At 72.2% G+C, this 18417-nt stretch carries 15 protein-coding genes; 10 read left to right on the top strand and 5 right to left on the bottom strand.

The features are described from left to right. Window positions 1–7: 7 nt before the first annotated feature. A complete protein-coding gene (locus tag IE142_RS09955; protein ID WP_052412395.1) occupies window positions 8–337 on the bottom strand; it encodes a DUF4235 domain-containing protein in 330 nt (109 codons plus the stop codon). A 23-nt stretch (window positions 338–360) separates the two neighbouring features. Further along, window positions 361–1386: a glutathione S-transferase family protein gene (locus IE142_RS09950; RefSeq protein WP_191885346.1), complete on the bottom strand. Its 1026-nt coding sequence runs from the start codon at window positions 1384–1386 to the stop codon at window positions 361–363. A 255-nt stretch (window positions 1387–1641) separates the two neighbouring features. On the opposite strand from IE142_RS09950, the gene IE142_RS09945 reads away from it, so the two are divergent. Next, window positions 1642–2562 (top strand): cation diffusion facilitator family transporter, encoded by a 921-nt coding sequence (locus tag IE142_RS09945; protein ID WP_191885513.1) that lies wholly within the window; start codon window positions 1642–1644, stop codon window positions 2560–2562. Between the two features lie 63 nt (window positions 2563–2625). On the opposite strand, the gene IE142_RS09940 is transcribed toward IE142_RS09945, so the two are convergent. Beyond that, a complete protein-coding gene (locus tag IE142_RS09940; RefSeq protein WP_191885345.1) occupies window positions 2626–3075 on the bottom strand; it encodes a nitroreductase family deazaflavin-dependent oxidoreductase in 450 nt (149 codons plus the stop codon). Between the two features lie 352 nt (window positions 3076–3427). Here IE142_RS09940 and IE142_RS09935 point away from each other — a divergent pair, with 352 nt between their 5' ends. The 4 genes from IE142_RS09935 (at window position 3428) to IE142_RS09920 (ending at window position 6526) form a co-directional block, all read left to right on the top strand. Beyond that, window positions 3428–4648: a cytochrome P450 gene (locus IE142_RS09935; RefSeq protein ID WP_191885344.1), complete on the top strand. Its 1221-nt coding sequence runs from the start codon at window positions 3428–3430 to the stop codon at window positions 4646–4648. A gap of 12 nt (window positions 4649–4660) precedes the next feature. Continuing rightward, window positions 4661–4861, top strand: a complete 201-nt coding sequence (locus tag IE142_RS09930) for a ferredoxin (RefSeq protein WP_191885343.1) — start codon at window positions 4661–4663, stop codon at window positions 4859–4861. Between the two features lie 64 nt (window positions 4862–4925). Further along, on the top strand, window positions 4926–5480 hold the full coding sequence (locus tag IE142_RS09925; protein ID WP_191885512.1) for a flavoprotein: 555 nt from the start codon (window positions 4926–4928) through the stop codon (window positions 5478–5480). A 77-nt stretch (window positions 5481–5557) separates the two neighbouring features. Further along, window positions 5558–6526, top strand: a complete 969-nt coding sequence (locus tag IE142_RS09920) for an aldo/keto reductase (RefSeq protein ID WP_191885342.1) — start codon at window positions 5558–5560, stop codon at window positions 6524–6526. A gap of 34 nt (window positions 6527–6560) precedes the next feature. Here the strand turns inward: IE142_RS09920 and IE142_RS09915 are convergent, their stop codons facing one another. After that, window positions 6561–7217, bottom strand: coding sequence for a DUF4232 domain-containing protein (locus IE142_RS09915; protein ID WP_191885341.1), 657 nt, complete (start codon window positions 7215–7217; stop codon window positions 6561–6563). A gap of 205 nt (window positions 7218–7422) precedes the next feature. Then, the gene (locus tag IE142_RS09910; protein ID WP_191885340.1) at window positions 7423–9801 is read right to left on the bottom strand and encodes a SpoIIE family protein phosphatase; all 2379 of its coding nucleotides are present in this window, start codon (window positions 9799–9801) and stop codon (window positions 7423–7425) included. Window positions 9802–10066: 265 nt separating this feature from the next. On the opposite strand from IE142_RS09910, the gene IE142_RS09905 reads away from it, so the two are divergent. The 5 genes from IE142_RS09905 to IE142_RS09885 all read left to right on the top strand — a co-directional run bounded on the left by IE142_RS09905 (window position 10067) and on the right by IE142_RS09885 (window position 18394). Further along, the gene (locus tag IE142_RS09905; RefSeq protein ID WP_191885339.1) at window positions 10067–13153 is read left to right on the top strand and encodes a glycoside hydrolase family 2 TIM barrel-domain containing protein; all 3087 of its coding nucleotides are present in this window, start codon (window positions 10067–10069) and stop codon (window positions 13151–13153) included. A 162-nt stretch (window positions 13154–13315) separates the two neighbouring features. Continuing rightward, on the top strand, window positions 13316–15559 hold the full coding sequence (locus IE142_RS09900; RefSeq protein ID WP_191885338.1) for a glycoside hydrolase family 9 protein: 2244 nt from the start codon (window positions 13316–13318) through the stop codon (window positions 15557–15559). A 98-nt stretch (window positions 15560–15657) separates the two neighbouring features. Beyond that, entirely contained in the window at window positions 15658–15906 is a 249-nt protein-coding gene (locus IE142_RS09895) for a hypothetical protein (protein ID WP_043384331.1), read from the top strand. 3 nt (window positions 15907–15909) lie between these two features. Further along, entirely contained in the window at window positions 15910–16287 is a 378-nt protein-coding gene (locus IE142_RS09890) for a hypothetical protein (RefSeq protein ID WP_043384327.1), read from the top strand. A gap of 505 nt (window positions 16288–16792) precedes the next feature. Beyond that, entirely contained in the window at window positions 16793–18394 is a 1602-nt protein-coding gene (locus IE142_RS09885) for an RICIN domain-containing protein (RefSeq protein WP_191885337.1), read from the top strand. Window positions 18395–18417 lie beyond the last annotated feature (23 nt).

Here is an 18417-nt window from a genome sequence, read left to right as displayed (position 1 = left end):
GCTCGGTTCAGTCCCGGCCGCCCTTGTCGCCGACCGGCCAGACGCCGGTCGAGCGCTCGATGGCCTTGGCGCCCGTGCGGTCCACGGCACTGCGCACCGCGGCGAAGATGGCGCCCTGGATCGCGGCGGCCAGCAGGATCTCCCCCCAGCTGCGGTCCGGGTCCAGCGCGTCTGGCGCGTCGTCCTCGTGCCGGAGCACCTTCCAGGTCTTCTGGAAGGCCATGCCGGCCAGCGCGCCGCCCGCCCAGCCCAGCACGAAACCGACGGGCTTGTAGGCGAAGGGCATCGACTTCTTCTTCCTGCCCACGTGCATCTCCTTGCGTTCGGTGAGTGACATCGGTTGCCTGGTCGGTCCCGCGGTCAGGGCCTGCCCCGCACCGGGACCGTCTCCTCGGCGCGGACCGGCTCCGGCGGAGTCCCGTCGCCGAACGGCCGGCCGCCCAGTTCCTGACGGTGATGGGGCGTGAGCCAACCGGACAGGTCCGGGCCCAGGGGCACGACGGCGGTCGGATTGATGCCGGTGTGCACCTGGTAGTAGTGACGTTTGATGTGGTCGAAGTCGACGGTGTCGCCGAAACCCGGCGTCTGGAACAGGTCGCGCACGTACCCCCACAGCACCGCGTTCTCGGTCAGCTTCCAGCGGTTGCACTTGAAGTGACCGTGGTAGACGGCGTCGAAGCGGACCAGCGTGGTGAACAGCCGGATGTCCGCCTCCGTGATCGTGTCACCGACCAGGTAGCGCTGCCGCTCCAGGCGCGGCGTCAGCTGCTCCAGCCGCCGGAACACGCCCGCACAGGCCTCCTCGTACTCCTCCTGGCCGGTGGCGAAGCCCGCCCGGTACACGCCGTTGTTGACGTCCTCGTAGACGCCCGCCATGACTTCGTCGATCTCGTCGCGCAGCGCCTCGGGATACAGGTCGGGCGCGCCCGGGCGGTGCAGGGACGTCCACTCGGTCGCCAGGTCCAGGGTGATCCGCTGGAAGTCGTTGGTGACCAGCTTCCCGCTGGGTACGTCCACGATCGCCGGCACGCTCACCCCGCCCGGGTAGCCGGTCTCCCGCCGGTCGTAGGCCTCGCTGAGGTAGCGGATGCCGAGGACCGGGTCGCGGCCGTCGGGGTCCAGCGTGAACCGCCAGCTGCGGTCGTCCTGGATCGGATCGGCGACCGCCAGGGACAGGGCGTCCTCCAGGCCGAGCAGCCGCCGTGACACCAGTGCCCGGCTCGCCCACGGACAGGCCCGGCTCACCACCAGCCGGTAGCGGCCGGGCGCCACCGGCCAGCCGTCCCGGCCGTCCGCGGTGATCCGGTCCGCGAAGTGGCTCCTGGACCGCTTGAACGCCTTCCTGCCGTAGCCGCTATTGCCGGGCGTCCCGCCGTCACCGCTCATGGCCCTGCCTTCCGGTCGTCCGTGTGCTCTGGTGGACACGTTCCCCGTTTTCGGCCGTCGGCACGGGCGGGCCACTGGTGGGCCACCCGCAAGGCGGGTGTGAGCCACGCGGGTGGGGGCAGTCGGCCCCTCGTGAGTGGGACAGCATCGAAGGAAACGCCGGAACGGGAGACCGACCGCGCGGGCCGCGGCCAGGACAGCGGTACGGCCGCGGGCCAGGAGCATCGCAAGGCCGACCGCGGGACACGCATCACCGTGCTGGTCGCCCTGGCGGCCAACCTGGTGATCGCCGCCGCCAAGGCGGTGGGCGGTTTCGTCGCGGGTTCACCCGCGCTGCTCTCGGAGGCCGCGCACTCGGTCGCCGACAGCATGAACGAGGTCTTCCTCCTCGCCGCACTGCGCCGCAGCCGTCGGCCCGCCGATCGCAGGCATCCCTTCGGCTACGGCAAGGAACGCTTCTTCTGGTCGCTGCTGGCCGCCGTCGGCATCTTCGTCATGGGCGGCTGCTTCTCCTTCTTCCAGGGCGTGGAGGCCCTGCGCACCGGCGCCCAGGAGGAACTCGGCGGCTACGTCGCCGGACTGATCGTGCTCGGTGTCGCCCTGTTCGCCGAGGGAGCCTCCCTGCTGCGGGCCCTGTACCAGGTGCGGCGCCAGGGCGGGGTGACCGCCGGCCTGCGCGACCCGGCCCTGCGCACGGTCGTCGCCGAGGACGGCACCGCGGTCCTCGGGGTGACTCTCGCCATGACCGGCATGATCCTGCACATGGTCACGGGACAGGTCGTGTGGGAGGCATGCGCCTCGCTCGCCATCGGCACGCTGCTCGTCTACGTGGCCTACCGGCTGGGTCGCGAGGCACGGGACCAGTTGATCGGCGAGGCCGCCGACCCGGAGGCCAGCGGCCGGATCCGCTCGCTGCTGCGGGCCCAGCCGGAGATCGACAGTGTCGAGGCGCTGTTCACGATGAAGACCGGGCTCGACTCCACCCTGGTGGCCGCCCGCGTCGACCTGATGCCGGGCCTGGACAGCGAGCGGGTGGAGGAGGTCGCCGTGCGCATCAAGCGGTCGATCGCGCACGCGGTGCCCGAGGCACAGCAGATCTTCCTGGACGTCACCGACCGACTCGCGCGGGAGGCAGCGGAAAGCCCCGCCGCGACGGGGGAACGCGGCGGGGCCTGATCCACGTGTGCCCGGCCGACGCCGGTCCATGCACACGGAACCGGGAATCACCGGCCGCCCGGCTCAGCTCCCGCCGGCCGGTTCCAGCACGAAGACCGGGATCTCCCGTTCCGTCTTCTCCTGGTAGTCGGCGTACGGCGGATACGCCGCCACCGCGCGCTCCCACCACACGGCCTTCTCCGCGCCGGTGACCTCACGGGCCGTCATGTCCTGCTTCACCGGCCCGTCCTGGAGTTCCACCCGGGGATCGGCCTTGACGTTGTGGTACCAGACCGGGTGCTTGGGCGCCCCGCCCAGGGAAGCGACCACGGCGTACCGGCCCTCGTGCTCGACGCGCATCAGCGGTGTCTTGCGGATCCTGCCGCTCCGCGCTCCGCGGGTCGTCAGCACGATCACGGGCATGCCCGTGTCCTTCAGGGTCGTGCCCTTCGTACCGCCCGAGCTCTCGTAGAGCTCGACCTGTTCGCGAACCCACCGCGTCGGGCTGGGTTCGTACTCGCCCTCCAGAGGCATGGCATCCGTCCCATCGTCACGTCGTACGGCTGACTGGCACCGTGCTTCAACACCGTCCGGTGCCCGATCCATCCGTACCCGCCGCGGCGCCGTCGGTCCACGACCCGTCGGCACGATCACCCTTGGCGGGATCCGGCGCACCTGCCGGCCGACGGGCGGCCCCATCGCGCCACCTCCGTCGTGCGAGGACGGCCCCGCGGTGGGCACAGGTGTTCACCGTCCGGCGGCACTACGGCGATCTTCGGCCAGTCCGTCCCCCCCACCGATCTGGCCGAACTTGACGTCGTCGCATGGATGCCCGGGGCATCTAATGAAGATCGGCACGACGCACTCTTCGTCTGCGAGGTCTTCCATGACGGACACCGACACGACGACGGACGCGAACGCGACACGACCCGTCGCCTTTCCCCAGGACCGGACCTGTCCCTACCACCCTCCCGCCGCCTACGACCCGCTGCGCGCCACCCGGCCGCTGGCCCGGATCACCCTCTTCGACGGCCGCCCGGCCTGGCTGGTGACCGGACACGCCACCGCCCGCCGGCTGCTGGCCGACCCGCGGCTGTCCACCGACCGCACCCGCGACGGCTTCCCGGCCACATCCGCCCGCCTCGCCGCCGTACGCTCGCGCAGGACCGCCCTCCTGGGCGTCGACGACCCCGAGCACCGCGCCCAGCGCAAGCTGGTGCTGCCCGAGTTCACCCTCAAACGCGCCGCCGCCCTGCGCCCGCGCATCCAGCGGATCGTCGACGAACGGCTCGACGCGATGATCGAGCAGGGACCGCCCGCCGAACTCGTGTCGGCCTTCGCCCTGCCCGTGCCCTCGATGGTGATCTGCGCGCTGCTCGGAATCCCCTACGCCGACCACGACTTCTTCGAGGAACAGTCCCGCAGGCTGCTGCGCGGCCCCCGGCCGGCCGACACCCAGGACGCCCGCGACCGACTGGAGGCCTACCTGGGGGAGTTGATCGACCGCAAGCGGCACTCGCCAGGTGAGGGTCTGCTGGACGACCTGGTCCGCAAGCAGGTGGCCGAAGGGGAGTTCGATCGCGACCAGCTCATCGCCTTCGCGGTCATCCTGCTGGTCGCCGGGCACGAGACGACCGCCAACATGATCTCGCTGGGCACCTTCACCCTCCTCGGCCACCCCCGGCGACTGGCCGAACTGCGCGCGGACCCCTCGCTGCTGCCCGACGCGGTCGAGGAACTGATGCGCGTGCTGTCGATCGCGGACGGGCTGCTGCGGCTGGCCACCGAGGACATCGACGTGGACGGCACGACCGTCCGGGCCGGTGAAGGCGTCGTCTTCTCGACCTCCGTCATCAACCGCGACGAGACCGTCTATCCCGACCCGGACGCCCTCGACTGGCACCGTCCGGCCCGCCACCACGTGGCCTTCGGCTTCGGCATCCACCAGTGCCTCGGCCAGAACCTGGCCCGCGCCGAACTGGAGATCGCCCTGCGCACCCTCTTCGACCGGCTGCCCACGCTGCGCCTGGCCGCTCCACCTCAGGAAATCCCCTTCAAGCCCGGTGACACGATCCAGGGGATGCTCGAACTCCCCGTGGCCTGGTAGGAGGTTCCGGACATGCACATCGACATCGACAAGGACAGCTGCATGGGCGCGGGCCAGTGCGCGCTGACCGCCCCGGACGTGTTCGCCCAGGACGACGACGGATACAGCACCGTGCTGCCGGGGCGGGAGGACGGTGGCGGCAGCGCCCTGGTGCGGGAGGCGGCCCGGGCGTGCCCGGTCGGCGCCATCAGTGTGTCGGAGCGGGCGGGCTGACACCGGCCTGCGTCGCCCGCCGCCCGTTCAGTAAGGTTCCCGGGTGAGCGAACAGGGCCGGAACATCCAGGAAGTCGACGATCCGGCAACGAACGAGGTTCTCGGGAAGCCGTTCCTCTACGTCGTCGTCTGCGCCGCCGGCGTGGCTTCCGGCGTCGGCGGACTGATCGCCGCCGCGCGGGAACGCGGTTGGGAGGTCGGCGTCTTCGCGACGCCGGTCGCCCTGAACGGTTTCTTCGACACCGCCGCCGTCGAGGCGCAGACCGGCCGGCCGATCCGGTCGGCCTGGCGCCGTCCCGGCGAGCCGCGCCCCTTCCCGGCGCCGGACGCCGTGGTGGTCGCGCCCGCCACCTTCAACACGGTCAACAAGTGGGCCGCCGGCCTGGCCGACAACCTCGCCCTGGCCACCCTGTGCGAGGTGTGCGGCCTCGATGTCCCCGTCGCCGTCCTGCCGTGCGTCGCCGACGCGCTGGCTTCCCATCCCGCGTACCGGGAGAGCCTGACCCGGCTGCGCGGGATGGGCGTGCGCTTCGCCGACCCCTGCGCGGGCGAGGGGGAGGACGGCGCCCGCGCCGATCTCGCCTGGGAGCGGGCGCTGGACCTGCTCGAACGGCGCTGACCCGCCCCGCTCGGAGCCCGCACGAAGACGTACGCTCCCCTTTGATACTGACGATCCCGAAGACAGGAGCAGCAACGATGCAGTACGTGAAGCTCGGTTCGACGGGCCTGGACGTGTCGCGGATCTGCCTGGGCTGCATGACGTACGGCCTTCCAGGCCGGGGCACCCACGAGTGGACCCTCGACGAGGAGGCCTCGCGTCCGCTGATCCGGCAGGCGCTGGAAGCGGGCATCACCTTCTTCGACACGGCCAACGTCTACTCCGACGGCACCAGCGAGGAGATCGTCGGCAAGGCCCTCGGCGACTTCGCCCGCCGGGACGACATCGTGCTGGCGACCAAGGTTCACGGCCGGATGCGTCCCGGGCCCAACGGCGCGGGACTGTCCCGCAAGGCGATCATGACCGAGATCGACCACAGCCTCAGGCGCCTGGGCACCGATTACGTCGACCTGTACCAGATCCACCGCTTCGACCCGAACACGCCCGTCGAGGAGACGATGGAGGCCCTGCACGACCTGGTCAAGTCGGGCAAGGTCCGTTACATCGGGGCCAGTTCGATGTACGCCTGGCAGTTCTCCAAGCTGCAGTACACCGCCGAGCGGCACGGCTGGACGAAGTTCGTCTCCATGCAGAACCACTACAACCTCCTCTACCGCGAGGAGGAGCGCGAGATGCTGCCCTTCTGCGCCGACCAGGGCGTCGGTGTGCTGCCGTGGAGCCCGCTCGCCCGCGGCCGGCTCACCCGCGACTGGGACACCGCCACCGAACGCAGCGCCACCGACAACTTCGGCAGCACGCTCTACCAGGAGGGCGACCGCGCCGTGGTCGAGGCGGTCACCCGCATCGCCGGCGACCGCGGGGTGCCGCGCGCACGGGTCGCCCTGGCCTGGTTGCTGCACCGGGACACGGTGACCGCGCCGATCGTCGGGGCGTCGAAGCCGGGACACCTCGAGGACGCCGTGGCGGCGGTCGAACTGGCGCTCACCGCGGAGGAGATCGAGGAGCTGGAGCGTCCGTACGCGCCGCACCCGATCGCCGGTCACTGATCACGGCGCGCCCCTGGGCGTCTCCCCGGACGCCTCAGGGGCCCGTTCCGGCCTCCAGGGCGGAGAGCGACACCGACGACTCGTCGCCGCCGACCGGGACCTCGCCGGCCGTCCACTTCACCTCGATCGGGTCGTGCTCGTCCGGCGGCGTCACGAGCAGCGCCGCCGGCGTGGCGGTGCGGGCGCCGCTGATCTGCGGACTGGAGAACGACAGTCCGGCCCACGCGCTCTTGCCCGGCGTCAGTGTGACGGTCTCCGGAGAGGCGGGTGCGCGCTCCGGGTCCGGGCCCAGGTGCTCACCGGACGCGTCGACGAAGGCGGCGCCCGGGTAGCCGTACAGGGTGCACGTGCGGTCGGAGGTGTTGGTCAGCACGATCGGGAAGTTCCGCTGTCCGGCTCCCGGGTCCACACGGCCGACCGCGGCGCGCAGTTCGGAGGTGTGGCAGCGGCCGTCGGTGCGGGCGGAGGCGGAGGCGGAACCGGCGGTGTCACTGGGTGCCGCGGTCGCCGCCGGGGCGGTACCGGACGCGGTACCGGTGCCGGAGTCGGGGGCCGTCGTGCGGGGGGCCCGGCTGGGTTGCGGGGCACTCGACGTACTGCTTTCGTCGCCGCAGGCGCCCACCAGTCCGAGGAGCGCGACCGCGCTCGCGAGCAGGGCGGTGCGGCCTACGGGCCGTGACGTGTTGGCCATCGCTGTTCCACACTCCCGTCGGGTTCTCGCTCAGGGTCGGCGCGCGGGGCGGCACCGTTCGCCCTGTGGGTTCGAGTGTCCCGCCGCACCGGCCGGGAAACGAGGGCGCGCACTCCCCGGGGGGAACCGGCCGACGCCGCTCCCCGGGCGCGCGCATCAGGCCGCTTTCTCCGGGCGCACCCCCTGGATGTGTGCGCGCCCTGGGTCACTCCTCGTCGAGCAGCCCCAACTCCGCCCAGATGGTCTTGCCCTCGGTCGTGTGCCGGCTGCCCCAGCGCTGGGTCAGCTGGGCGACCAGCAGCAGCCCGCGACCGCCTTCGTCCCAGGTCTTGGCCCGGCGCAGATGGGGCGCCGTGTGGCTGGTGTCGGACACTTCGCAGATCAGCGTGGCCGTGTCGTGGATCAGCCGCAGCCGGATGGGCGGGGAGCCGTACCGGATGGCGTTGGTGACCAGCTCGCTCACCACCAGCTCGGCGGTGAAGGACGCCTCCAGCAGGGCCCAGGCGGACAGTTGTTCGATGACCTGCTTGCGTACGGGGGCGACCAGTGACGGGTCGGCCGGGATGTCCCAGGTGGCGACCTGGCCTGGGGGCAGCCCCCGGGTGCGGGCCAGCAGCAGCGCCACGTCGTCCGCGGCGCCGCCCGGCGGCAGCAGGGCGTGCAGGACCCGGTCGCAGGTCCCGTCCAGCGACTCGGCGGGCGCGGTCAGTGCCTCGCGCAGCAGTGTCTGACCGGCGTCGGCGTTCCGGTCCCGGCTCACGATCAGCCCGTCGGTGCAGAACGCCAGCACGCTGCCCTCGCGCAGCTCCAGCTCGGCCGACTCGAACGGCAGTCCGCCTACGCCCAGCGGGGGTCCCGAGGGCAGTGCGATCTGCCGGGGCGGGCCGTCCGGCGGGACCAGGACGGGCGGCGGGTGCCCGGCGCGGGCCAGGGAGCAGCGTCGCGACACCGGGTCGTAGACCGCGTACAGGCAGGTGGCGCCGACCTCGCCGGCGCCGTTGTCACCGGATTCCTCGGACAGCCGGACGACCAGGTCGTCGAGGTGGGTGAGGAGCTCGTCGGGCGGCAGGTCGATGTCGGCGAGGGTGCGCACGGCGGTGCGCAGCCGGCCCATGGTGGCCGAGGCCTGGATGCCGTGGCCGACGACGTCCCCGACGACCATGGCGACCCGCATCCCGGACAGCGGGATCACGTCGAACCAGTCGCCGCCGACCCCGGAGCGCGCTGCCGGGAGGTAGCGGGAGGCGGCCTCCACCGCGGCGGTGGGCGGCAGCCAGCGGGGGAGCAGGCTGCGCTGCAGCGTCAGCGTCGTCTCGCGCTCGCGGGAGTAGCGGCGGGCGTTGTCGATGCAGACGGCGGCGCGGGCGGTGACCTCCTCGGCCAGCAGCCGGTCGTCGTCGGTGAAGGGGTACGGCCGCCGGTACCGGGTGAACACCGCGACGCCGAGGGTAGTGCCGCGGGCCTGCAGCGGCACGGACATCGTGGAGTGAATACCGTACTCCTCGACCCGCCGGACCCGGACGGGGTCCCACTCCCGCCACCGCTCCAGATCCCCGGAGGGCACCGCGGCCACGACCGCGCGTCCCGCGACCAGACACTCGGCCTGGGGCGAGCCGGCCGGGTAGACGTCCAGCCGGCCGGGCTCGGCCACCGCCTCCGGGCAGCCCGGGGTGACGGACTGGTGGGCCGCGCGGCGCAGGCCCACCGGAGGGGCGGGCACGGCGGGGGGATCGTCCCCGTGCTCCTGCGGGTCCAGCAGGTCGACGCTCACGAAGTCGGCCAGCGTGGGCACGCACACGTCGGCCAGTTCCTGTGCCGTGCGGGTGACGTCGAGTGTGCTGCCGATGCGCACGCTGGCCTCGTTGACCAGCTGCAGCCGCTCCCGGGCGAGGTGCTGCTCGGTGAAGTCGTGTGCGCTGACGCAGACGCCGCGCACCTGGCCGCCGGCGTCGGTGAGGGGCGCGATGCGGGCGTGCCACGCGTGGGCGCGGCTCTCGCCGGTGGCCTTGAGGTGGGCGTACATGTCGTGCCCGAGGCCGGTGGCGAGCACCTGCCGCATGTGCCGTTCGAGCTCCGCGTGCCGCGGCTTGCTGCCGATGTCGGTGGGCCGCAGCCCGCGCAGGCGGTCGGCCGGCAGGCCGAGCAGACGCGCCATGATGTCGTTGACACCGCGCAGCCGCAGCCGGTCGTCGAAGATCATCGTGGCGCAGGGCGACTGGGTGAGAGCGGCCCTGACCAGCGGGTCGTCGGCATGATCGGGGTCGTGGCGCAGCGGGGTCACGGCGAGCCAGGTACCGGGACCGCCGCCGTCCGGCAACCTGCGGTGGGCGAGCACCCACACGGACACGGTCCGTCCGTCGCGGTGCCGCAGCGCCAGAGTGCCGCTCCACCGCTCGTCACCGGGGCCGGGCACCGTGCCGTCCGGACGGTCGGCCAGCAGCCCGGCGGCGGGGCGCCCGACGACGTCGGCGGCCGAGTGGCCCAGCAGCAAGCGGGCGCCCTCGTTCCACTCCCGCAGGGTGCCGGAGTCGTCGACGACTGCGCGGGCCGTGGCGGCATCGTCGGACGGGTTGACCGGACTCATCGTCGCCACTCCATTGCGCACACCCACAGTGAACAGCGCGTCACCTGAGCCCAAGCGTAGTGCGTCCGGGGCCGGTACGGACCGGAACCAACGGTCTCGCACATCCCCGGCGGCCCACGGGCCACCGGGCGGGCCGGGCCGCACGGGACAGAAAGTGCTTTCCGTGCCCTTGACGGGCGCGTGTGGCAGGACGTCAGAATCTGTTTGTTCACGATCAGTTGTGAGTACTTCTGAGCCCTGCTGGGCCTGATGAGGGAGATCCGCCATGACGGTCACGCGCAGATCGGTCCTGATCGCCTCCGCCGCCGCACCGGCGGCCGGGGCGCTGCTGGGTGCCCCCTCGGCATGGGCCGCGGACGCGACGGGAAGCGGTGCGGGACGCGCCGCCGTCCCCCTGCGCGACGGCTGGCGCTTCCTGCTGGTCGCCCCCGACGGAGCCGCCGAGGACACCACCGGCGCCGCCGACCCGGCGTACGACGACTCGGCGTGGCGCGAGGTCGCCGTGCCGCACGACTGGAGCATCGAGCAGACGCCCACCACCGAGCACGGAACCACCAGCGGCACCGGCTTCCTGCCGGGCGGACTCGGCTGGTACCGCCTCACCTTCACGCTGCCGCCCGCCCTCGCCGGGAAGCGGATCTCGGTCGAGTTCGACGGCGTGTACATGGACTCCCGCGTCCACTGCAACGGTCGCGAGGTCGGTCGCCACCCCTACGGCTACACGGGCTTCGCCCTCGACCTCACCGACCTGGTGCACACCGACGGCCGCACCGACAACGTCCTCGCGGTCCAGGTGCGCAACCGGCTGCCGAGCAGCCGCTGGTACTCCGGCAGCGGCATCTACCGCGAGGCCCGCCTCGTCGTCACCGAGCCGGTGCACGTACGGCGCTGGGGCACGTACGTCACCACGCCGCGGGTCGACGAGGAGCGCGCCACGGTCCGGGTGAAGACCGACGTCGTCAACGCGTCGGGCACCGCGCGCGAGGTCGAGGTCCGGTCGAGGGTCGAGGACGCCGACGGGCGCACGGTCGCCCGCGCCGCCTCCACGACCGCCGTCACCGGCGAGGTGAGCGAGGTCCACGAACTCACCGTCGCCCGCCCCCGCCGGTGGGACTTCGCGGACCCGCACCGCTACACCCTGCACACCGAACTGCGCGTCGGCGGGCGGACCGTCGACACCTACCGCACCCCGTTCGGCATCCGCACCTTCCACGTCGACCCCGACGAGGGCTTCCACCTCAACGGCGCGTACGCCAAGATCAAGGGCGTCGACCTGCACCACGACCTCGGCGCGCTCGGCGCCGCCGTCAGCATCGACGCGATCCGCCGCCAGATGACCATCATGAAGTCGATGGGCGTCAACGCCTTCCGCACCTCCCACAACCCGCCCGCGCCCGAGATGATCGAGGTCTGCGAGGAACTGGGCATCATCATGCTGGTGGAGGCCTTCGACTGCTGGCGCACCGGCAAGAACCGCTACGACTACGGCCGGTTCTTCGACGAGTGGTGCGAGAAGGACGCCACCGAGATGGTGCTCGCGGCCCGCAACTCGCCCGCCGTCGTCATGTGGTCCATCGGCAACGAGGTTCCCGACTCCACCTCCACCGCCGGGCTCGCCATGGCCGACCGGATCATCGACGCCATCCGCGCCGCCGACGACACCCGCCCGCTGGTCATCGGCTCCGACAAGTACCGCCGGATGCCCGTCAAGGGCTCCGCCGCCGACCTGATGCTGGCCAAACTCGACGGACTCGGCCTCAACTACAACACCGCCAGGTCGGTGGACGACCTGCACGCGGCCTACCCGCACCTGTTCCTCTTCGAGTCCGAGTCGTCGTCCGAGACCTCCACCCGCGGCACCTACCAGGAGCCCGAACACCTCAACACCGGCGAGAACCACACGCCCGGGAAGCGCGCCACCTCCTCCTACGACAACAACCTCGCCTCCTGGACCATGAGCGGCGAGTACGGCCACAAGAAGGACCGGGACCGGAAGTGGTTCGCCGGCCAGTTCCTGTGGTCCGGCATCGACTACATCGGGGAACCGACGCCGTACGACGTCTTCCCGGTCAAGGCGTCCTTCTTCGGCGCGGTCGACACCGCCGGTTTCCCCAAGGACATGTACCACCTGTTTCGCAGCCAGTGGACGGATGAGCCGATGGTCCACCTGCTGCCGACGACCTGGAACCACCGCGAGGGCGAGACCGTCGAGGTCTGGGCGTACGCCAACGTCGACACCGTCGAACTGTTCCTGAACGGCAGGTCCCTGGGCACCCGTACCTTCGACACCAAGAAGACCGTCGACGGCCGCACGTACCTGGAGACCACCGAGGCCACCGGCGACGACAAGACCTTCACCGACGGCCCCTACCCCGGCAGTTACACCAGCCCCAACGGCAGTGCGGGCAAGCTCCACCTGACCTGGAAGGTGCCCTTCGAGCCGGGTGAACTGAAGGCCGTCGCCCGGCGGGACGGGCGCAGGGTCGCCACCGACGTGCTGCGCACCGCCGGTGCCCCGCACGCGGTGCGCCTCACCCCGGACCGCGAGAGCGTCGCCGCGGACGGCCGCTCCCTGGTCTTCGTGACCGCCGAGGTGGTCGACCGGCGCGGCGTGGTGGTGCCCGGCGCCGAGCACCTGATCGCCTTCGACGTCGCGGGCGGGTCTCTCGCCGGACTGGACAACGGGCGCCAGGAGAGCGCCGAGCGCTACCAGGCCAGTACCCGAACCGCCTTCCACGGCAAGGCCCTCGCCATCGTGCGCTCCGGCAGCCGTCCGGGCACGCTGCGGGTGACCGCCCGCGCGGACGGGCTGCGCACCGGCACGGTGAGCGTGCGCGCCCGGCGCTCCGACGACCCGGCGACCACACCGGCCCCTCAGTTCCGGCCGGACCACCCGGCGCCCGTGGACCCCCCGCACGCCGACGCGAGCTACTCCGGCCGGCCCGACACCCTGCCCGCCGCGATGCTGGACGGCGATCCGGCCACCGGCTGGTCCAACGGCTTCCACAAGGCGGCCACCGCCCTGCTGCCCGCGTTCGACGGGGCCCGCGCCGAGGACTGGGTGTCGGTCGACCACGGCCGCGGGCGCACCTACGAACGGGTCGAGGTCTCCTTCACCGTCGACGCCGCGCACAGCCTGCCCGCGACGGTGGAGGTCGCCGTCCGGGACGGCCGTGCCTGGCGCGTGGCCGAGGACGTACGGATCGACTGGGCCACCGCGTCCGACGCGCCGACCGTCATCACCTTCGGCGCGGTACGCGGCTCCGAGATCCGCCTCACGCTGACCAGCCGCCACCCCGGCGAGCCGAGGGGAGCGATCCGCATCAGCCGCCTGGAGGCGCCGGCCGCCTGAGCCGTCGTGCGGGGTCCGGACGGGAACCAGTCCCGTCCGGACCGTTGACGGGGTGTCATGTCTGCCACAAGCATGTCTGCGACCGGGCGTTGGGAGCGCTCCCATTCGGTGCACGCTCCCTCGACGTGAGCACCACTCGTACCTCCCCCGAGGAGCCCAGACGTGAAAAGACGCAGAACCGCGCTCGTCTCCCTGACCGCCCTGCTGGCGGCGGCCGTCACCGCGCTGCCCGCCGCGCCGGCCGGCGCGGAGGAGACCGAGCAGGTCAAGAACGGCACCTTCGACAACGGCACCGAGTCCTGGTGGGCCAGCAGCAACGTCACCGCGGCCGTGACCGACGGCCGGCTGTGCGCCGACGCCCCGGGCGGCACCGCCAACCGCTGGGACGCGGCCGTCGGCCAGAACGACATCACCCTGGTCGCGGGGGAGTCGTACAAGTTCTCCTTCACGGCGACCGGCACGCCCGCCGACCACGTGGTCCGGGCGATCGTGGGCCTGTCGGTGTCCCCGTACGACACGTACCACGAGGTCAGTCCGCAGCTCAGCGTCTCCGGCAACACCTACTCGTACACCTTCACCTCACCCGTCGACACCACCCAGGGCCAGGTCGGCTTCCAGCTCGGCGGGACGCCGGAGGCCTGGCGGTTCTGCGTGGACGACGTGTCCCTGCTGGGCGGGGTGGCGCCCGAGCCGTACGTGCCCGACACCGGGCCGCGCGTGCGGGTCAACCAGGTCGGCTACCTGCCGTCCGGCCCCAAGAACGCCACCGTCGTCACCGACGCGACCTCGCGCCTGCCCTGGCAGCTGAAGAACGACCGCGGACGGGTCGTCGCCCACGGCTGGAGCAAGCCGCGCGGCGTGGACGCCTCCTCCGGGCAGAACGTCCACTCGATCGACTTCGGCCGCTACAAGAAGCGCGGCGAGGGCTACACGCTGGTCGCCGACGGGGAGACCAGCCGCCCCTTCGACATCGGCAGCGCCGCCTACGAGAAGCTGCGCACCGACTCCGCGAAGTACTACTACACGCAGCGCAGCGGCACCCCCATCAGCGACGAGCTGCGCCCGGGTTACGCCCGGCCCGCCGGACACGTGGGCGTGGCACCCAACCAGGGCGACACCGACGTGCCCTGCCAGCCCGGCGTCTGCGACTACACCCTCGACGTCTCCGGCGGCTGGTACGACGCCGGCGACCACGGCAAGTACGTCGTCAACGGCGGCATCTCCACCTGGGAGCTGCTCAGCACCTACGAGCGCTCGCTGCACGCCCGCACCGGTGAACCGTCGAAGCTCGGGGACGGCACCCTCGACATCCCCGAGAGCGGCAACAAGGTGCCGGACATCCTCGACGAGGTGCGCTGGGAGCTGGACTTCCTGCTGAAGATGCAGGTGCCGGACGGTCAGCCGCTGGCCGGCATGGCCCACCACAAGATCCACGACGCGGCGTGGACCGGACTGCCGCTGCTGCCGAGCGACGACCCCCAGAAGCGCGAACTGCACCCGCCGACCACCGCGGCGACCCTGAACCTGGCGGCGACGGCCGCGCAGGCCGCCCGCCTCTACCGCCCCTACGACCGCCGGTTCGCCGCGAAGGCGCTCGACGCGGCCCGCACGGCCTGGGCGGCGGCCCTGGCCCATCCGCACGTGCTCGCCGACGAGACGGACGGCATCGGCGGCGGGGCTTACCCCGACAACAGCGTCGCCGACGAGTTCTACTGGGCGGCGGCCGAGCTGTACCTGACGACGGGGGAGCGGGACTTCGAGGAGTACGTGCTGGACTCCCCGGTCCACACCGCAGACATCTTCGGCCCGCTCGGCTTCGACTGGGCGCGGACCGCGGCGGCGGCCCGCCTGGACCTGGCGACCGTGCCCAATCGGCTCCCCGGCCGCGACCAGGTCCGCCGCTCCGTCGTCCAGGGCGCCGACACGTACCTCGCGACGCTGAAGGCGCACCCGTACGGCATGCCCTACGCCCCCGAGGACAACGTGTACGACTGGGGCTCCAGCCACCAGATCCTGAACAACGCGGTCGTCCTCGCGACCGCCTACGACATCACCGGCGCCTCGAAGTACCGTGACGGCGCGCTCCAGAGCATGGACTACATCCTGGGCCGCAACGCCCTGAACATGTCGTACGTCACCGGCTACGGCGAGGTCAACGCGCACAACCAGCACAGCCGCTGGTACGCCAAGCAGCTCGACCCGTCGCTGCCCGCCCCGCCGGACGGCACCCTGTCCGGCGGACCGAACTCGAACATCCAGGACCCCTACGCGCAGAGCAAACTCCAGGGCTGTGTCGCCCAGTTCTGCTTCATCGACGACATCCAGTCCTGGTCGACCAACGAGCACACCATCAACTGGAACGCCGCACTGGCCCGGATGGCCTCCTTCGTGGCGGACCAGAGCTGACCGCACCACCGCCCCGCCCGCCTCCCGCGGTACCGCCATACCATCGATCTGACCTGCGGTTATTTACTGGTCAGTACCCGCGCGGTACCGTGGGAGGCATGCCAGCTCTGAACGTGGAGTTCAGCGACCGCGAGCTCGAGGACCTGCGGCAGATCGCCAAGGAACGCGGTACGTCGATGAAGGCGCTCGTGCGGGAGGCCGCCGCCGCCGACATAGCCCGGCACCGGGCGCTGCAGGAGGGGGCGGAGGCCTTCCGCCGGTTCTTCTCGGCCCACGCCGACGAGTTCGCGGCCGCCTTTCCCGACGACGAACCACCGCCCGTCACGGGCGAGGGGCGGGCCGCCTGACCCATGGCAGCGGTCCTGCACATAGACGTGCCCTGGCTGCTCCAGCGCCACGAGGAAGTACTGCCGGAGCAGCCCGTCATCAACGACTTCTCCGCGCTGGTCGCCGCCGTCGCCCGGCACCGCGTCGACCCGCCCCGCCTCGGTGTCGACTCCGATGCGGCCTGGCGGGCCGCCGCCCTGCTGCACACCCTCGCCGTGCTCAAGCCGCTGCCCGCGGCCAACGCCCGCTTCGCCTGCGCCACTGCCGTCGCCTACATGTACGCCAGCGATGTCGGGATGGACCCGCCCTACGGCGCCCTCGTCGACCTCGCGCGCGACCTGATGTCCGGCAAGGCCGATGTCTACTCGGCGGCGGACCGGTTGCGCTCCTGGCAGATCTGAAGCCGTCGGCGGCCACGGCAGTCCTCGGAACCGGCCCTCTCGGGGCCACCGGCCGAGGGCGGGAGGAACGGGGGCGGCGGCCCTCCCGCGCAGGAGAGCAGCCGTCCCGCGCGGGGCCTTCCGAGAAGGGCCGCAGCCAATCCACAACGCCGGGCGTGCGCCGGGGAGCGTCCGCGGCGCACAGGTGAGTGCGCGGGTTCCACACGTGGCGCACGGAGAATTCCGAAAGCGGGCGCGAGCCGTAAGAGTCGCCGTGGAATCTGACCTTGTTGCAAAGCGGGCCGATGTGTCCGGTCGCCTTGTTGGCCATCAGTGGTTTGTGCCAGAGTGAAGCACCCGTGCGGGGGGTAAAGGCCGGGTCTCGCACGCGCGTTGATTACCCAGTCGAATTTCGCCGCGGCGAATTCACGCTCCCCACACCGCGCCAAAAGGTATACACCAATCAGGGATCTTTTTCGGCGACCGGAACTTCTGAGTCACACGCGCGTGGGAAGGAACGACCTCAGTGCCCACCCCCCACCCCCCTCGACCCGCCCATCCGCCCTCGGGCGGGGACCCCGGGGAGTCCGACGAACTGCTGGCCGCGCGGCTGCGGGACGGTCCGGAGAATGAGGCCTCCCGGGCCGCCGCACTCCTCATGGCGCGGCACTGGCAGCCCGCCCATGACTACGCGACCATCTGCCTCGCCACCTCGGCCCAGGTCACGGACATGGTCACCGGTGCCGCCTGGCACCGGGTCCTGGACCGGCTTGCCCAGGGCGAGCAGGCCACGGCACTGCGGCCGCGGCTGATGGTGGCCGTGCGGGACACGGTCCGCCAGTGGTCCGCGGACGACGGGATATCCGCCGCTCTCCCGCAGTTGCTCAAACCCGCCGGCGGACGTGGCATGCGGGCGGCGAAGTCCATGACTCCGGAAAACCGCACGCTGGCCGCCCGGGCATTCGCGTCACTTCCCGGACCGGCCCGTTGTTTGCTCTGGCACACGGAGGTCGAAGCCGAACACATAAGTGTCCCGGCCGGTCTACTCGGCATGGATACCGACAGCGCGTCGGTCACTCTCGAACAAGCGCGGGCGAAATTCCGCGAGGGTTGCCTGGAGGCCCACCGGCAACTCGCGCCCTCACAGGACTGCCGCTTCCACGGCCGGCTCCTCGACGTACCGATCCGCCGGGGCGGCGCCCTGCTGCCGGACGTCCGCAAGCATCTGGCCGACTGCCGCCACTGCCGGCACGCGGCCGAACAACTCGGTCACTTCGAGCGCGGGCTGGGCACGCTGATCGCCGAAGCGGTGCTCGGCTGGGGCGCCCGGCGCTATCTGGACTCCCGCCCGGGACGGGCGACGCTGAGCGACCTCGCCAAGGGGAACGCACGGCACCGCGGCGGACGCCCGGGCCTGCTGACCCGCATCCCCGTCCCGGTCCGCCGGCCGCCGGGCCGAACGCGCTCCGGCCGGGCCGTGCTCGGACAGTTAGGTGCCGCGTCGGCGGGAGTGCTGGCCATCGTGCTCGTGGTGAGCGTGTGGTCGTACGACGGCGGCGCCGATCCGGCCGCCTCCACCAGCGCCGTGGGGGAGGACGGCACGGCGTCCGCGACCAGCCGGCCCGAGCCGCCCGGTGCGGCCGGGCTGCCCACGGCGGCGGACCGGACGCGGCTGCGCAACGCCGCCGCGGACCTCTGCCTCGACGTCCGGGGCGAACCGAGGGCCGGCGCGGGCGCCCGTCTGGCGGAGTGCTCCGAGGCGTGGACCCAGCAGTGGACCCACGAGGACGACGGGCTGCTGCGCAGCGTCGCCGACCCGGGGCTGTGTCTGGACTCGCAGGCGGACGCCGGAGTCGTCATTCTCGGTACCTGCGCCGACGAGGGCACCGAGCGGGGCGACCACGTGCGCTACGACCTCACCGGGCAGGGCGAGCTGGTGCCACGCTGGCAGCGGCAGCTCGCCCTCGCCGCCGCCACCACCGCCCCCGGCACCGACGTCGTCGTCAAGGTGCACGACGGCTCCGACGCCCAGCGCTGGCGGACCGCCCCGGTACCGGCGGAGGGCTCCCTGTCCATCGCCCGCACCGACACCCCGGCCGCGCGGGCCGTGGAGTTGCCGGGCGACTGAGGGGGACCGGACGAGGCCCGGTG

This window comes from Streptomyces mutabilis (genome assembly GCF_014649815.1).
In the GTDB taxonomy this organism is placed as follows: Bacteria; Actinomycetota; Actinomycetes; order Streptomycetales; family Streptomycetaceae; genus Streptomyces; species Streptomyces mutabilis.
Note: the sequence above shows the minus strand (reverse complement) of the source record. Positions and strands in the feature narration are given on the sequence as shown.

What these genes read in the sequence shown, in the direction of transcription:
- IE142_RS09940 (WP_191885345.1), bottom strand. Translation starts at nt 3,075, where the DNA reads ATGCCTCTGGAGGGCGAGTACGAACCCAGCCCGACGCGGTGGGTTCGC.
- IE142_RS09955 (WP_052412395.1), bottom strand. Translation starts at nt 337, where the DNA reads ATGTCACTCACCGAACGCAAGGAGATGCACGTGGGCAGGAAGAAGAAG.
- IE142_RS09895 (WP_043384331.1), top strand. Translation starts at nt 15,658, where the DNA reads ATGCCAGCTCTGAACGTGGAGTTCAGCGACCGCGAGCTCGAGGACCTG.
- IE142_RS09950 (WP_191885346.1), bottom strand. Translation starts at nt 1,386, where the DNA reads ATGAGCGGTGACGGCGGGACGCCCGGCAATAGCGGCTACGGCAGGAAG.
- IE142_RS09920 (WP_191885342.1), top strand. Translation starts at nt 5,558, where the DNA reads ATGCAGTACGTGAAGCTCGGTTCGACGGGCCTGGACGTGTCGCGGATC.
- IE142_RS09890 (WP_043384327.1), top strand. Translation starts at nt 15,910, where the DNA reads ATGGCAGCGGTCCTGCACATAGACGTGCCCTGGCTGCTCCAGCGCCAC.
- IE142_RS09935 (WP_191885344.1), top strand. Translation starts at nt 3,428, where the DNA reads ATGACGGACACCGACACGACGACGGACGCGAACGCGACACGACCCGTC.
- IE142_RS09930 (WP_191885343.1), top strand. Translation starts at nt 4,661, where the DNA reads ATGCACATCGACATCGACAAGGACAGCTGCATGGGCGCGGGCCAGTGC.
- IE142_RS09905 (WP_191885339.1), top strand. Translation starts at nt 10,067, where the DNA reads ATGACGGTCACGCGCAGATCGGTCCTGATCGCCTCCGCCGCCGCACCG.
- IE142_RS09915 (WP_191885341.1), bottom strand. Translation starts at nt 7,217, where the DNA reads ATGGCCAACACGTCACGGCCCGTAGGCCGCACCGCCCTGCTCGCGAGC.
- IE142_RS09910 (WP_191885340.1), bottom strand. Translation starts at nt 9,801, where the DNA reads ATGAGTCCGGTCAACCCGTCCGACGATGCCGCCACGGCCCGCGCAGTC.